This window comes from Bacteroides sp. GM023, from assembly GCF_014750685.1.
GTDB lineage: Bacteria > Bacteroidota > Bacteroidia > Bacteroidales > Bacteroidaceae > Bacteroides.
Map to the genome: position 1 here is coordinate 283570 of NZ_JAAXGE010000009.1, position 15755 is coordinate 299324.

A 15755-nucleotide genomic window follows, 5' to 3' on the forward strand; every position below is an offset into this window, starting at 1 on the left:
TTACAGTCCTTTTTTCTTTGCTTCATTCCAAATGGCATCCATCTCTTCAAGAGTCATCTCTTTCAGATTTTTTCCTTCTTTGATGGTATGTTCTTCCAGATAATTAAAGCGGCGGATAAATTTCTGATTGGTACGTTCCAGCGCATTATCGGGATTAATCTTATAGAGACGTGCCGCATTGATAAGGCTGAACATGACATCTCCGAATTCGGCTTCTGCCTTATCCTTGTCCATGTTGGCTACTTCTTCCTGAAATTCTCCGATTTCTTCCTTCACCTTGTCCCAAACCTGTTCGCGTTCTTCCCAGTCGAAGCCTACGTTGCGGGCTTTGTCCTGCATACGATACGCTTTGATAAGCGAGGGAAGGGCAGCGGGAACACCGCTTAATACACTCTTGTTGCCATCTTTCTCTCTTAGTTTCAACTGTTCCCAGTTTTCGGATACCTGTCCTGCTGTTTCCGCCTTCACTTCTCCGAATACGTGGGGATGACGGAAAATCAGTTTGTCGCACAGCTTATCGCAAACATCTTTGATGTCAAAATCCCCTGTTTCCGAGCCTATCTTGGCATAGAAAGCAACGTGGAGCAATACGTCTCCCAATTCTTTGCAAATATCTTTCTTATCATCTCTCATCAACGCGTCGCAAAGTTCATAAGTCTCTTCTATGGTATTGGGACGCAGACTTTCATTCGTCTGCTTGCGGTCCCAGGGGCATTTGACACGCAGTTCGTCGAGAATATCCAGGAAGCGTCCGAAGGCTTCCATTTGTTCTTGTCTGGTATGTGACATAAATCTGTTTTTATTAAAATTGTTATATAAGCTATTGTTAATAATTCATTCCAAAATTCCAAAGTGGAATAATATTGCCATATCCGGTTTCTATATCATCTTTTACAATATATCCTTCTTTGGCTTCAGTTATTTGTTGTTGTCCTTTGTTTTTTCCTCCTATTTCAAATGTTCTTTCTCCTATTTGGAAATCTGAAATTCTGGAAGATATAATATCCTGTTTAACTCGTATTTGGTTATAAAAGAATGTTTCGCGGATATTGCCGATATTGGAATTTTCTCTTCCTAATGCATAAATGAGATTGGTATTATCAAGATATATCTTTTCTACTTTACCTAGTCCTCTAATTCCCCCTGTATCATCCCGAACCTGAGTTATCATCCCCGCTTTCTCGATATAAAGTAAGTAATCGCTTAAATAATTGCGACTTACTCCAATGATATCAGCGAGTTTCTGCATGACAGGTTTAAATGGAACGCTTTTGGCAATAATCATCAACAACTGCTTCAATTTACGTCCTGTAGATACATTCATATTAGCGTATTGAGGAATGTCATTTTCCATAGTTTGGTTGATTACTTGGTTCAACTCAATTTCAAAAGTGGTATCTTTGCTAAACGGGTAATAGCCGTGTTGTGTATATTCTGTGAATAGCGGAAGTGGATGTTCTATTCCCGGAATTTCAACTTTATGCTCCAGTATCTCTTCTAATGAGTAGACTGGTACATGAATTTGGTGGAACATACTTAAATATTCTCTAAAAGACAGCCCTTGCATTTCATAGATTGGTGCACGTCTGCTCAAGTCTGCAGTTCCTTTATAAATATCCAGAATAGAGGAACCGGTGAAAAGTACTTGCATATCCGGATAAGAATCGAATATCTGCTTCAATTCACGAGACCAATTAGGATATTTGTGTATTTCATCAATGAATAAATGTTTGCCGCCTTGTTTGCTGAACTTGTCCGTTAGGTTAACTAGGGAATTATCGGCAAAATACATATTGTCTGCTGAAACATATAATGTATCTTTCAGATTCATGTTCTGCTTGATATGTTGCAAGAACATAGTGGTTTTGCCTACTCCTCGTGGTCCGACAAGTCCGAGCATATGGCAGTCCCAATTTATTTCAGCATACTTGTAACGGATAAAGTCGGTATTTGTAGCCTTAAGAAGCTTATTGAAGTTTTCGTATAATCTGTCCATGGTTAGCATATATTTATATACAAAGATATAAAGATTGCACTATAAAAGTGCAGAAAAATGTAACTTTCTGCACTTTTATAGTGCAATTGCTGAATTAAACATGGATTATGCAGTGATATATAGGATGAAATAGACATTTAACTAACCGTTGGCTGTATTGTTATATGTTGAATATTGTTCATTTTGATGATAACTTTTCTATCTTTTGCAAAAGTTTATTTTTTAATACCGGTATTATTATTTCGTTTTCTATGTATTGAGCTAATGTGTCGTTAGCCATATCTCTCAGGGTATTATTGTTATTCCAGTCCCACCAATCTCCAATACCGTCTTTCCCTCTAAGATAGCTCCAGCCGAAAGGTAAATCGGATGAAGGTTCTCCTTCAGTCCAGAAATGAAAAGGTTTTAGTTCGGAAAGTCGCTGTTTAGTCAGATGAGGTTTGTTATATATCATTTGAGTAATTCCGTAATAAACGCCATTTGTGTGATTGTGCTTATACGCACCGATGAAGATGCTCCAATTGGCCGAAACCTTTGGGTTATGAAAATGTATCCAGCAATCTCCTTTTAAATCACATATTTCATTATCGTATTTGAACATTAAGTCATGTCTTTCGGCTACTTCTTTCAATTGTTCGATAAATTTTTGACGTATCCGCTTTTGGATTTCCCGCTGGTTACCTAATATAGTTAAAGTAGCTTCCATATAGTCATCTGATGTTGCTACTTCGATAAGTTTATTTAAATTGTTGGTATCCATTATATATAATATATTTTTAATATTTATGATGTATTGCCTAAGCGTTTCTCTCACCAAAGGATAGCATGAAGATAATTCCACACAGTGTTCTAGCCATGCTAGAATATGTTTTCTATAGGAAATGCAAGCATAATCAAGGTTCTTTTTATCTGTAGAAATATCACAGGCTGTACACCCGTCTTTGGTTAAATAAAGCAGTAAGAATTGATACTTTTGCTCTTTTGCATAGTTGTGGTAACGTAATAACTGCTTGGGTTGGTCTATTGCATCTATTTTGTTTTCTACAATAATAGCATGATTCTTTTTGTCCATAATGATGATATCAATTCTGCCACCTCTATCTCCATTGTCGTTTACTTGACCGATGACGAATTCACTTTCGACATGAATAGAAGTAAAGTCGAAATCTATATCAGAATTTACAATAGTGAGGAAAGAACGAAGAAACTTATCTTTCAACCCGTGTGCCCCTTTGGGATTCAACAATTCTACAATGAATGCGGAATGCAATCTAACCTCTACTCTTGAAAGTTTCAGGATGGAAAATATATTAAAGTTTTCACCTCGTTTTTCTTTCTCTTTGCATAAGGTGTTTTCACGTACGGTAATTAATCTTATTTTATTCAGTAATTCAGAGATATGCTCCATATTTATTAGTAGGTATGTTTCTATATGGATAACAAAGATATTGTTTTAGTTTTTATTTTGCAAATCATACAATGCTTTTAGTTGCTATCCATTCCTGATAAGAAATCAGCAGTCCCACCACTTCCGAATAGTTTTGGCGACCGCTCTCTATCTTATTTCCTTTGAGATAAAGGTCATATATACAATCCTGCGCCGCACCTACTGCCGGGCTGTACTTGGCTGCCCAATACGCTTGATTCTCTTTTGCCAGTTCAATGATTTCCGGTCGGATGCGCTTGAAAATCTGCGTGTATTCTTCTTCGGGAAGTAGTCTTTGCGCATTTCGCAAGACATGACCGAGCACGGAGAAATAACCGGAGAAGCGGATACCCATAGCCCGGGAGCGGGTACAAATTTGATAAGCATAGAAATTGGCTTCCGCTTCGCTGGTGATACCCAGCAAATGTGCCAGCTCGTGAGCATAAGTAGCCGGATAATTGGCGGGAAGTAAATCCCCGTTTAATGTAAACTCACAGAAGAAAGGCCCCATGCTGCCGGTCACGCCTACCATCGAGATGAAAGGAGTAAATAGCATAGTCTTTACTTTAGGGGATTCATGTGGTGGGCGGTGCACACCGAGACTATCGCTCAACTGATTATAGATTCGTACGGTTTCTTCACGCACTAAATCCTGATTGATGCTGTTGACCGGAGTGTAGGAACGGTTGAGTTGCGTGATATAATCATCCACGAACCCTTTAAAATTCTCCGGTGTATAGGCTGTATAAGGAATTTCAGTCCGTTGATAAAAGTTCTTTTGGGAATAATTGAGCCCCCAGGCAAGATAGAACCACACGTAGACCCATAACAGGTATTCTCCGTCACGTAATAAAACTCTTTTCCAAGGTAATTTCTTACGGAAACGACCGTAAAAAGGATAAACAATAACACCTACGATACTAAGGAAAATAAATAAATCTCCTAACGCAAAAGGGACTAAATTGGAGATGCCCGATAATACATAGGAAATAAGGGGATAGACCGTACGGGAATATACCGTTGCCAAAGCGGGAATCAATTGCGTCATCCACACTAAGAGCAGCAATACCCCCAATACTATATGTCTGTTTTTCAACCGCCATTTCATCATTCATTCGGATTTTGGTCAACAAAAATATGCATTTAATAGACGTTACGCGAAAAAATACCTCTATATTTGCAAAAAAACTGTTAATAGTGACTTTATAATCAATCTGATAGAAAGAATTATTCAACATAAACCGGATAAAAGATGGCTACAACTGAAGATATTGAAAAGTACTGCCGGAATTGCGTGTCACGTGATTTCGTGAATGGAAGAGGATTAGTTTGCAAGCGGACCAGGGAACTTCCTGACTTTGAAGAAGAATGTGAAGACTTTCAGAAAGACGAAGAATTGGAAAAGTTAGCTCCCCCAAAGCCGGAAGATTTCCCGGTATATATGACAAGAGAAGAAATGCTTGCCGAAGAGAATCTGCCTAAAGGTTTGATGTATGGAGTTGCTGCGGCTCTTATTGGGGCAGTGGCCTGGGGATTGATTTCGGTATCTACCGGTTATCAGATTGGATACATGGCCATCGCTATCGGATTCTTTGTAGGTTTTGCCATGCGTCAGGGAAAGGGGATACGCCCAATCTTTGGAATCTTGGGTGCTGCATTGGCTCTGATTAGTTGTGTGCTGGGAGATTTCTTCTCCATAATCGGGTATATTTCCAAGGATTATGAAGTGTCATTTTGGGAAGCTTTGACAGGAGTGGATTATGGCGAGATATTTACCATCATGCTGAAAAATGTGGCATCCATGACAGCATTATTCTACGGATTCGCCGTTTACGAAGGATATAAATTCTCTTTCCGCGCACAGAATCGGCCGGAGGGTGGCAAGATTTGAATTAAAATTATTAATTTTGCACCCGTTATTTTTGAATATACAATCTATCATATATATAAAACAATATGGAATTAGCAAGTAAGTACAATCCCGCTGACGTGGAGGGAAAGTGGTACCAGTATTGGCTGGACAATCATTTATTCAGTTCGAAACCCGATGGTCGTGAACCTTACACCATCGTCATTCCGCCCCCGAACGTCACTGGTGTGTTGCACATGGGACACATGCTTAATAATACCATCCAGGATATTTTAGTTCGTCGTGCCCGTATGGAAGGCAAGAATGCCTGCTGGGTGCCGGGAACTGACCATGCTTCTATCGCCACTGAAGCGAAAGTCGTAAATAAACTTGCTGCCCAAGGCATCAAGAAGACCGACCTGACCCGCGACGAATTTCTGAAACATGCCTGGGACTGGACGGACGAACACGGCGGTATCATCTTGAAGCAGCTCCGCAAACTTGGCGCATCCTGCGACTGGGATCGTACAGCCTTCACTATGGACGAGAAACGTAGTGAAAGTGTGCTCAAAGTATTCGTAGACCTGTTCAATAAAGGATTAATCTATCGTGGTGTCCGCATGGTGAACTGGGACCCGAAAGCATTGACTGCTCTTTCTGACGAAGAAGTGATCTACAAGGAAGAACACGGAAAACTGTATTATCTCCGTTACAAAGTGGAAGGTGATGCGGAAGGCCGCTATGCAGTAGTGGCAACTACCCGTCCCGAAACAATCATGGGTGACACGGCAATGTGTATCAACCCGAACGACCCGAAGAATGCATGGCTGAAAGGAAAGAAAGTAATCGTTCCGTTGGTAAATCGTGCAATACCTGTGATTGAAGATGACTATGTAGACATCGAATTTGGTACAGGTTGCCTGAAAGTGACTCCGGCTCACGATGTAAACGACTATATGTTGGGCGAAAAGTACAATCTGCCTAGCATCGACATCTTCAATGATAACGGTACATTGAGCGAAGCTGCCGGCATGTATATCGGTATGGATCGTTTCGATGTCCGTAAGCAGATCGAGAAAGACCTTGAAACTGCCGACTTGTTGGAAAAGACGGAAGACTATACGAATAAGGTAGGATATTCAGAACGTACCAATGTTGTGATTGAACCGAAACTGTCTATGCAGTGGTTCCTCAAGATGCAACACTTTGCAGATATGGCATTGCCGCCTGTAATGAACGACGACCTGAAGTTCTATCCGGCGAAATATAAGAACACGTACCGTCACTGGATGGAGAACATCAAAGACTGGTGTATCAGCCGTCAGTTGTGGTGGGGACATCGTATTCCTGCTTACTTCCTGCCGGAAGGTGGCTATGTAGTAGCCGCTACTCCCGAAGAAGCATTGGCGAAAGCTAAGGAAAAGACCAGCAACGCAGCTCTGACAATGGACGACCTCCGTCAGGATGAAGACTGCCTGGATACCTGGTTCTCTTCCTGGTTGTGGCCTATCTCTTTGTTCGATGGAATCAACAATCCGGGCAACGAAGAAATTAAGTATTACTATCCGACGAGTGACCTCGTGACAGGACCGGACATTATCTTCTTTTGGGTAGCCCGCATGATTATGGCAGGTTATGAATACGAAGGACAGATGCCGTTCAAGAATGTTTATTTCACAGGTATCGTTCGTGATAAACAGGGACGTAAGATGTCTAAATCGCTCGGTAACTCTCCTGACCCATTGGAACTGATTGAAAGATACGGTGCCGACGGTGTGCGTATGGGCATGATGCTTTCTGCTCCTGCCGGAAACGACATCCTTTTCGACGACGCGCTTTGCGAACAGGGACGTAACTTCTGCAACAAGATATGGAATGCTTTCCGCCTGATTAAAGGATGGACAAATGCCAAAGGTACTATTGAGATTCCTGCCGATGCACATTTGGCCGTTCAATGGTTTGACCAAAGACTGGATGCGGCGGCAGTTGAAGTGGCCGACCTCTTCTCCAAATATCGTTTGAGCGAAGCATTGATGTTGGTTTACAAACTGTTCTGGGATGAATTCTCTTCCTGGTTGCTGGAGGTTGTGAAACCTGCTTACGGTCAGCCTGTCAATGGGTTTATTTACGACATGGTTCTTGGCTCTTTCGAGCGTCTGCTCGAAATGTTGCATCCTTTCATGCCGTTTATCACAGAAGAATTGTGGCAACAATTGCGTGAACGCAAACCGGGTGCTAGCCTGATGGTGACTCAAATGTTCGAACCGAATGAAGTGAATGAGAAATTCCTGCAAGACTTTGAAGTAGCTAAGGAAATTATCAGTAATATTCGTAGCATCCGTTTGCAGAAGAATATCGCCATGAAGGAACAACTTGAATTGCAGGTTGTAGGCAATCATCCGGTAGAGAACATGAATCCGGTTATCATCAAGATGTGTAACCTTTCTTCTCTTACGGTGGTAGAAAGCAAGTCGGAAGGTGCTGCTTCTTTCATGATCGGTACAACTGAATTTGCCGTTCCATTGGGTAATATGATTGATGTGGAAGCGGAAATCGCCCGTATGGAAGCAGAACTTAAGCACAAGGAAGGCTTCTTGCAGGGAGTAATGAAGAAACTCAGCAACGAGAAGTTTGTCAACAATGCTCCGGCAGCCGTTCTCGAAATGGAACGTAAGAAGCAAGCGGACGCTGAAAGTATCATCAACTCTTTGAAAGAAAGTATTGCAGCTCTGAAGAAGGCATAATCCTCTGATACTTAAATTTATGTAATATAAGGCATCTCAATTAGATTTGAGGTGCCTTTCTTTTGAAAAAAAGAATTTAATACTATCTTTGTCGCTACAACTATAGAGTATCCTTAATGAAACAAACGCTACGGATTATCTTATATCTTGATTTATTCCTTATTATGGAGGGAATCTTATCGCCCGTGTCAGCTCGCTCCGGAAATTCAAATGAAGAAGTATTGGTCTTGAATTCCATTAATTTTAATCTACCATGGGCTAAAAATTTTTACTGGTATATGCATGATACACTTCAGGAACAAGGTATATCTGTCAAGGCTGAATCTCTTAGCGTAGCTGCTTTGGCAAACGAGATGGAAGTGAATGCCGTAGTCGCTCATTTGCGGCAGAAGTATCCGGTGCCGCCTACTGCCATTGTACTGATTGGAGATCCGGGATGGATTGTTTGCCGTGAGTTATTTGATGGTGTGTGGAAGGATGTTCCGGTAATCGTGACAAATGCCCGCGACCGTTTGCCTGCATCCCTGGATATTCTACTGTCCCATGCCCCATTGACAGAAACGAACAGTATCGCCGGTGAAGAATGGAGACGGGGATATAACATCACAATCTTAAAACAACATTATTATGTAAAGGAAACGATTGACCTGATTTATCAACTGATACCTGATATGGAACGCCTGGCGTTCATCTCGGACGACAGATATATTAGCGAGGAAACTCGTGACGATGTAAAAGAAGCGGTAACGGGAAACTTTCCCGATTTACAACTGGATCTTCTTTCCACTACGCATCTGTCCACGGAAATGTTATTGGATACTCTACGCAACTATAAATCGAATACGGGAATTATTTATTATTCCTGGTTTGAATCTCACAACGAGAACGATAACAATTATCTTTTTGACCATATCCAGGAGATTATCACCAACTTTACCCCATCTCCTCTGTTTCTGCTTTCTCCCGAAGATTTATCAAATAATACGTATGCCGGCGGCTATTATGTTTCAACAGAATCCTTTTGCGATTCTTTGTTAGAAACTCTTGAACGTGTTTTGAAAGGAGAGCAGGCACGAAATATTCCCGGTAAAGTGGGCGGGAAAGGAAGTGCTTATCTCTGCTATCCGGTATTGAAATCTCACAATATTCCTTCGTTCCGCTATCCGAAGGATGCTGTTTACATCAATGAACCCAAAACTTTTTTCCAGCAATATCGTGTTGAAATCCTTACGGGTTCTATATCTTTATTTGTATTGATTGTTGCCATAGCCTATTACATTCGTCTTCTTCGGAAAGCATATGGACGTTTGCATGAAGCAATGGAGAAGGCGGAACAAGCCAATCAGTTAAAGTCAGCCTTCCTGGCTAATATGAGCCACGAAATACGTACTCCATTAAATGCGATTGTCGGTTTTTCAAATATGCTTCCTGAAATAGAGGACCGCACGGAAATGCGTGAATACGCAGATATCATCGAAACAAATACGGACCTGTTGCTCCAATTGATTAATGATATCCTGGATTTATCGAAGATTGAAGCTGGAACGTTTGATTTCTGTCCTTCACTAATTGATGTGAATCAGACTCTGACGGAAATCGAACAGAGTATGCAGCTACGTTTGAAAAGGGATACTGTAACTCTCACGTTTGCCGAACGACTGCCGGAATGTGCTTTCTATATAGATAAAAACCGTTTGATGCAATTACTTTCCAACTTTGTAATCAACGCTATTAAGTTCACGCAAGTGGGAACTATCCGTATGGGGTATCGTATGATAAACGCCGGAACTATTTATTTTTATGTATCGGATACCGGCTGTGGAATGTCCCATGAACAATGTACACATGTATTCGAGCGGTTCGTGAAGTACAATCCTTTCATACAAGGCACGGGACTGGGACTTTCTATCTGTCGTACGATTGTTGAACGCTTAGGTGGGGAAATAGGAGTTGATTCGAAAGAGGGGAAAGGTTCTACTTTTTGGTTTACTCTGCCTTACCGGAAAGAATAATTTGTCAAGTCTGCTAATCTTATAAATAAGTATCTGCATGTGAAACGTTCTGTATTCACTTGCGGACTCCCCTTTGCTTTCCCCTAATCTGTTAGTAGATAAGTTCTTGTCTCCCTATTGCAAACTTCCTTCCTCTTAATAGGAAAGTTGTTCTCGACAGTAATCAAACTATAATTGCAAGCTTTGTTTTTATAAATGAAGCTTGCAATTATAAAAATGAAGCTTGCAATTATATAATCAAAGCTTACAATTATATAATCAAAGCTTACAATTGTATAATCAAAGCTTACATTTATAGTTTATATCGTGATAACTGGAAGTTTAGTATTAGGGGAAGTAAAGTTTGCTCCTAATACAAAAGAACTTATCTATTAATGATTTAATAGACAGATAATAGTGTTTGGTAAGTCTTATATACCAGACCTGTTTTATGAGATTAAAAGCGGCAGCAGTAAAGGCAGGTAATCTTTCAAATCCATACGTAGTTGTTTCAATGCCTGCTGAATACGGTAATCTACCGTTTTGGCAGATACTCCTAAAGTTTCGGCAATCTCTTTGTAACTCATATCCCGAAAACGGTGCATCACGAAGGCTTCCCGGTAACTTTCAGGCAGCTTGGCGATAGCATTCTCAATTTGTTTGGTGAGTTCTTCAATTTGATAATAGTCCGTATCTTGCAGCATTTCCTGCATTTCATCATAGAACCGTGTATCGGCACGTTGGGTGGCATCAATATGTGCAAGCTTGTTTAAAGCCCTGCGATATACCATCTTAAAAAGATACGAATTTAATGATGATTCGATAATGAATGTTTCCCGATTTTCCCAAATCCATAAAAGAGAGTCTTCTACAATCTCTTCCGCATCTTCCAAGTCAACAAAACGATGACCATAGGCACACAGTACGGGATAATATCTCCGAAACAGTGCGTCAAATGCTTTCAGATCTCCGCGTTGAACGGCTGATAATAGAAAATCATTATCCGGAGAGTGGTTCTCTTTCATGTATTAGTTTTGATAAATCAACTGCAAATATAGCTTTTTTAAAAGAAAACAAAGATTTTCTGAAAAAAAATGGATTTTAGTTTAGGAATCTCCCGTGTCTCTCCTGTCTTATAATAAAAGGCAATAAAAACAGCATATGGATCATACAGATAAAAATAAAATAGAAGAACTGCTTCCCCGTTATTGTGAAGGACTGGCAACAGAGGAGGAACGCCTGCAAGTCGAAACTTGGATGAATGAATCGGAAGAGAACCGGCGAATGGCAAAACAGGTTCATACACTTTATTTGGCTACGGATACACTTCATATCATGAAGAAAGTCGACACGGAGAAAGCCTTGTCGAGGGTAAAAGGTAGGATGACAGGTAAGAAGAAGACGATGTGGTGGGAATGGGCACAACGTGCGGCAGCCATTCTGTTCATTCCACTTCTCGTCACCTTGATGGTGCAGCATTGGGGAGACGGTGAACAAGAGTTGGCACAAATGATGGAAATAAAGACCAATCCCGGGATGACGACCTCATTAACATTACCTGACGGTACGCTTGTTTTCTTGAATTCGGAATCTACATTAAGTTATCCTTCACATTTCGACAGTGACACGAGAAATGTAACCTTGCAGGGTGAAGCTTATTTTGAAGTAGCCAAGAATCCGGAAAAGAAATTCATAGTTTCCACTTCCCATCAGTCGCAAATAGAAGTACTGGGAACCCATTTCAATGTAGAGGCTTACGAAAAAGAGAACAGAGTTTCGGCAACGTTAGTAGAAGGAAAGATTGGCTTCATCTATACAAGTGACAATACTTCGAAAAAGGTATTGCTGGATCCCGGTCAGAAGCTGGTCTATGACTCTAAGAACAGTAAGGTGCAACTGTATGCCACTTCCGGCGAATCGGAAATAGCCTGGAAAGAGGGTAAAATTATCTTCAGAAACACCCCTCTCGAAGAAGGACTGCGAATGTTGGAGAAACGGTATAACGTAGAATTTATCATTAAAAATAACCGTTTGAAAGAAGACTCATTTACAGGTACATTTACTAATCAGCGTTTAGAACGCATCCTTGAATACTTCCAGCTTTCTTCTCAAATCCGTTGGCGTTATCTTGACTCTCCAAACATAACAGATGAAAAGAGTAAGATAGAAATATATTGATTGAATAACCTTAATACCAAAATGCAATGAAAGACAACCCCCCTTAAACAAAAACATACGGGATGATATTGGCGTATCTTCCCGCATGGAAATAGGTAAATCATTTTGAGCTTGTTTGGCGACAAGCCTAGATAAACTTTTTATTAACTTTAAGTCATTACAAAATTATGCAAAATTATTTTAGCATCCAATTTTTGTGGGTGGTAAAGTCACTTTGGCTAACCTCAAAAAAAATCCCATTATCTATGAGACTATTAGTTTTGTTCTTGGTATGCTCTATCGGACTAAGCTATGCGGCCGATAGTTACGCTCAGAAAGCTATGATTAGTATTGATGCCCGTAACCAGCGGGTGGAGGATATTCTGAAAGAGATTGAAGAACAGTCTGACTTTGATTTTTTCTTCAACAACAAACATGTGGTTCTGAATCGCCGTGTATCCGTCTCGGCTGATAAGAGCAATATCTTCAGCGTACTGAAAGAAGTCTTTGCCGGTACTAATGTGAAATACTCGGTATTGGATAAGAAGATTATATTATCTGTTGAGGCACAGTCACCACAACAAGAAAAGAAAATAACAGTATCCGGTACTATATTAGATGCTCAAGGTGACCCGATTATCGGGGCTAGTGTGTTGGAAAAGGACGTACAAGGCAACGGGACAATAACAGATATTGACGGAGTTTTCACGATTTCAGTATCTTCGTCAAAAGCCCAATTAGCCATCTCTTTTATTGGTTATCAATCGCAGACTGTTACTGTACAGCCGGGAAAAAACATGAAAGTCACATTGCAGGAAGACTCCAAACAACTGGATGAAGTGGTAGTAGTAGGCTATGGTACACAGAGTAAAAAGACATTGACCGGTGCTGTCTCTATGGTAAATATGGGCGATGTAGAAATGAATACTGTACCGAATGTTTCTCGTGCATTGGCTGGTAAAGCTGCCGGATTCCGTGTGAATCAAATGTCGGCACAGCCGGGTGGCGAGGCTAAATTCCGTATTCGTGGAGAAGCTTCTATTAGTGCAGGTAATGAACCTTTATTTGTTATCGACGGTTTTCCAGTATCTTCTACTTCCAGTTTAGGTTCCGGTAATAATGGATTTTATGAATCCGGCAATATTGATAATGTATTGGAATCATTGAATCCAGATGATATTGAATCCATTTCTGTGTTGAAAGATGCTGCTTCTACAGCTATTTACGGTGCGCGTGCCGGACATGGAGTTATTCTGATAACTACAAAACGTGGTAAGAGCCAGAAACCCAGAGTGACATACTCAGGCATGGGGTCAGTGCAGGTGGCACGTTCTAACTATAAGATGCTTGATACCCGTATGTATATGGATATGTATAATAAACAACAGCATGAGGAGTGGTTGAAGCTGAACGGTATGGGAATCTATGAAGGATATGTGGAAAAAAAGGACACTCCACTCACTCCATATAAACCAACTTTCAATAATGATGAGATATTAACGGCTAGCGGTACTGACTGGCTGGATGCAGTGATGCGCAACGGATATACACAACAGCACAATCTTTCCGTGAATGGTGGTACGGAGAAAACCCGCTATCTGGCATCCGTCAACTATATGGATCAAGAGGGTATTGTCAAGAATAATGGTGTTAGCCGTTTTTCTGCCCGTTTGAATTTGGACCAGGAACTTAGTCAATACGTTTCTTTCGGACTGACTGCTACTTACTCACAGAATAAGTATGACAATGTTCCTTTGGGAAACAATGCCAATGAATATTCCGGAGTATTGACCGGTGCTATCCAGTCCAATCCTACTATTTCTATTTATGACTCTGAGGGTAATTATTATATTGATCCGAAACGTCCTTTCGTTGCTAATCCGGTGTCTTTGTTGGATATAAAAGATAACACAGTAAAAGATCGAATCATAGGATCCGCATTCGTATTAGTGAAACCATTGACAGAATTGGAAGTGAAGTTCCAGTTAGGAGTTGACCGTAGTTTCCAGAAACGTTCCAGTTATTTGCCAAAAACAACTTTGCAGGGAAAGAACAAGAATGGAAGTGCAGATATTTCGCAAGAAACAAGTACTACCTATTTGATGGAGTTGACCGCTCAATATTCCAAAAGTTTTGGTGACCATAACGTGAAAGCTATTGGCGGTTATTCGTTCCAGAAATTCAAAAATGACGGATTGAGTGCCGGAAATTCAGACTTTCTAGTGGATGGGTTTGGGTATAATAGTTTGGGAGCAGGTAATTATAAGAAACCGTCCGTAGGCTCATGGGCTTCTATCAACAGTATCGGTTCTTTGTTTGCCCGTGCCAATTATTCTTACAAGGGCAGATATCTGCTGGAAGCTACTGTGCGTGCCGATGCCGCTTCTAATTTTGCTCCGGAAAATCGTTGGGGATATTTCCCATCCGTATCAGCCGGTTGGATGATTAGTGAAGAGAACTTCATGAAAGGAACTGCCGATTGGCTGTCTATGTTGAAGTTGAGAGCGTCTTACGGACAGACAGGTAACTCTAATGTAGGTTATCGTATTTATGACTATTATGGAGTAGGAAGAAACGCTATTATCGGAGGTGCGGAATCAACGGGTGTATATGCTTCCGAGTTGGGAAACCAGAGCCTGACTTGGGAAACAACAACGGAATTTAACGTAGGTGTGGACTTCGGAATGTTCAACAATCGGTTTAAGCTGACAGCCGAGTACTTCAAACGGAAGATTACAGACTTGCTAGTGAAAGATAAACCATTACCTTTCTATAATGAGGTTAATATAATTGCAGGTAATGTAGGCTCAACGCAGAGCCAGGGTGTGGAAATCACATTAAATACAGTAAACATCGTGACTAACGACTTTGAATGGGATACGACATTGACTTTGTCACATTATAATGACCGTTGGCTGACACGCGATCCGAACTGGAAACCATATCCTTATGAAAAAGAAAATGACCCGATCCGTGCATGGTGGGAATATGAAGCGATCGGTATCCTGCAACCAGGAGAAAAAGTTCCGGATGCTCAGAAAGACCTGGTTCCGGGTATGATGAAACTGAAAGATCGTGACGGGAGCGGTACATTGGGAGATGGTGATAAAGTATATATGGGCAATGGTGATCCGAAAATTATCTACGGTCTGAACAACTCATTCAGGTATAAGAATTTCGACCTGAATATCTATTTCTATGGAGAAGCAGGCAGAAAGAGAGCAGCCAGCTATTATGAAGGTTGGACACGTATGGACAATGGTATCAACGTTTCTACTTATTCTCTGAAAGCTTTCAATAGCAATAACCTGACAGCAACTGATCCTACATACGTCAGAGGTGGCAACGGATGGGGTGATTATTACGTGAAATCCATCTATTACATTCGTTGTGGAAGCATTACGCTAGGATATAAAATACCTATCAGTCAGAAGATTGCAAAGAATCTCCGCGTATATGTAGACGTGAACAATCCGTTTGTGATTACTAACTGGACAGGTTTGGACCCGGAAACGGATAATGGAACTTATGCGTATCCGAATGTGACTTCTTATAATTTTGGTGTATCAATATCCTTCTAAATAAGTGTTGA

The 15755-nt window shown here is 40.8% G+C and carries 10 protein-coding genes; 5 read left to right on the plus strand and 5 right to left on the minus strand.

From position 1 onward, the window contains the following. From mazG to HC965_RS19325, 4 genes are all read right to left on the minus strand, one after another. On the minus strand, positions 1 to 789 hold the full coding sequence (gene mazG, locus HC965_RS19310; protein WP_191032982.1) for a nucleoside triphosphate pyrophosphohydrolase: 789 nt from the start codon (positions 787 to 789) through the stop codon (positions 1 to 3). Between the two features lie 37 nt (positions 790 to 826). Further along, on the minus strand, positions 827 to 1996 hold the full coding sequence (locus tag HC965_RS19315; RefSeq protein WP_191032983.1) for an ATP-binding protein: 1170 nt from the start codon (positions 1994 to 1996) through the stop codon (positions 827 to 829). 178 nt (positions 1997 to 2174) lie between these two features. Further along, positions 2175 to 3404 (minus strand): PD-(D/E)XK nuclease family protein, encoded by a 1230-nt coding sequence (locus tag HC965_RS19320; RefSeq protein ID WP_191032984.1) that lies wholly within the window; start codon positions 3402 to 3404, stop codon positions 2175 to 2177. A gap of 64 nt (positions 3405 to 3468) precedes the next feature. Beyond that, positions 3469 to 4533 carry a DUF3810 domain-containing protein gene (locus HC965_RS19325; protein ID WP_191032985.1) on the minus strand — a complete coding sequence of 355 codons (1065 nt, stop codon included), beginning with the start codon at positions 4531 to 4533 and terminating at the stop codon, positions 3469 to 3471. Positions 4534 to 4674: 141 nt separating this feature from the next. On the opposite strand from HC965_RS19325, the gene HC965_RS19330 reads away from it, so the two are divergent. From HC965_RS19330 to HC965_RS19340, 3 genes are all read left to right on the plus strand, one after another. Next, positions 4675 to 5313, plus strand: a complete 639-nt coding sequence (locus tag HC965_RS19330) for a hypothetical protein (protein WP_191032986.1) — start codon at positions 4675 to 4677, stop codon at positions 5311 to 5313. Between the two features lie 65 nt (positions 5314 to 5378). Then, positions 5379 to 8015, plus strand: a complete 2637-nt coding sequence (locus tag HC965_RS19335) for a valine--tRNA ligase (RefSeq protein ID WP_191032987.1) — start codon at positions 5379 to 5381, stop codon at positions 8013 to 8015. Between the two features lie 116 nt (positions 8016 to 8131). Then, a complete protein-coding gene (locus HC965_RS19340; protein ID WP_191032988.1) occupies positions 8132 to 10027 on the plus strand; it encodes an ATP-binding protein in 1896 nt (631 codons plus the stop codon). A gap of 428 nt (positions 10028 to 10455) precedes the next feature. On the opposite strand, the gene HC965_RS19345 is transcribed toward HC965_RS19340, so the two are convergent. Then, positions 10456 to 11031 (minus strand): RNA polymerase sigma-70 factor, encoded by a 576-nt coding sequence (locus HC965_RS19345; protein ID WP_191032989.1) that lies wholly within the window; start codon positions 11029 to 11031, stop codon positions 10456 to 10458. 136 nt (positions 11032 to 11167) lie between these two features. Between HC965_RS19345 and HC965_RS19350 the strand changes: the two genes are divergently transcribed. Both HC965_RS19350 and HC965_RS19355 read left to right on the plus strand, forming a co-directional pair. Beyond that, positions 11168 to 12184: a FecR domain-containing protein gene (locus HC965_RS19350; protein WP_191032990.1), complete on the plus strand. Its 1017-nt coding sequence runs from the start codon at positions 11168 to 11170 to the stop codon at positions 12182 to 12184. A gap of 167 nt (positions 12185 to 12351) precedes the next feature. Next, positions 12352 to 15744 (plus strand): TonB-dependent receptor, encoded by a 3393-nt coding sequence (locus tag HC965_RS19355; RefSeq protein ID WP_191032991.1) that lies wholly within the window; start codon positions 12352 to 12354, stop codon positions 15742 to 15744. The last annotated feature ends 11 nt before the right edge of the window (positions 15745 to 15755 follow it).

Bases quoted from the DNA above. Each gene is read 5' to 3' on its own strand.
- mazG (WP_191032982.1), bottom strand. From the start codon at position 789: ATGTCACATACCAGACAAGAACAAATGGAAGCCTTCGGACGCTTCCTG.
- HC965_RS19340 (WP_191032988.1), top strand. From the start codon at position 8,132: ATGAAACAAACGCTACGGATTATCTTATATCTTGATTTATTCCTTATT.
- HC965_RS19325 (WP_191032985.1), bottom strand. From the start codon at position 4,533: ATGATGAAATGGCGGTTGAAAAACAGACATATAGTATTGGGGGTATTG.
- HC965_RS19320 (WP_191032984.1), bottom strand. From the start codon at position 3,404: ATGGAGCATATCTCTGAATTACTGAATAAAATAAGATTAATTACCGTA.
- HC965_RS19345 (WP_191032989.1), bottom strand. From the start codon at position 11,031: ATGAAAGAGAACCACTCTCCGGATAATGATTTTCTATTATCAGCCGTT.
- HC965_RS19315 (WP_191032983.1), bottom strand. From the start codon at position 1,996: ATGGACAGATTATACGAAAACTTCAATAAGCTTCTTAAGGCTACAAAT.
- HC965_RS19335 (WP_191032987.1), top strand. From the start codon at position 5,379: ATGGAATTAGCAAGTAAGTACAATCCCGCTGACGTGGAGGGAAAGTGG.
- HC965_RS19330 (WP_191032986.1), top strand. From the start codon at position 4,675: ATGGCTACAACTGAAGATATTGAAAAGTACTGCCGGAATTGCGTGTCA.
- HC965_RS19350 (WP_191032990.1), top strand. From the start codon at position 11,168: ATGGATCATACAGATAAAAATAAAATAGAAGAACTGCTTCCCCGTTAT.
- HC965_RS19355 (WP_191032991.1), top strand. From the start codon at position 12,352: ATGCAAAATTATTTTAGCATCCAATTTTTGTGGGTGGTAAAGTCACTT.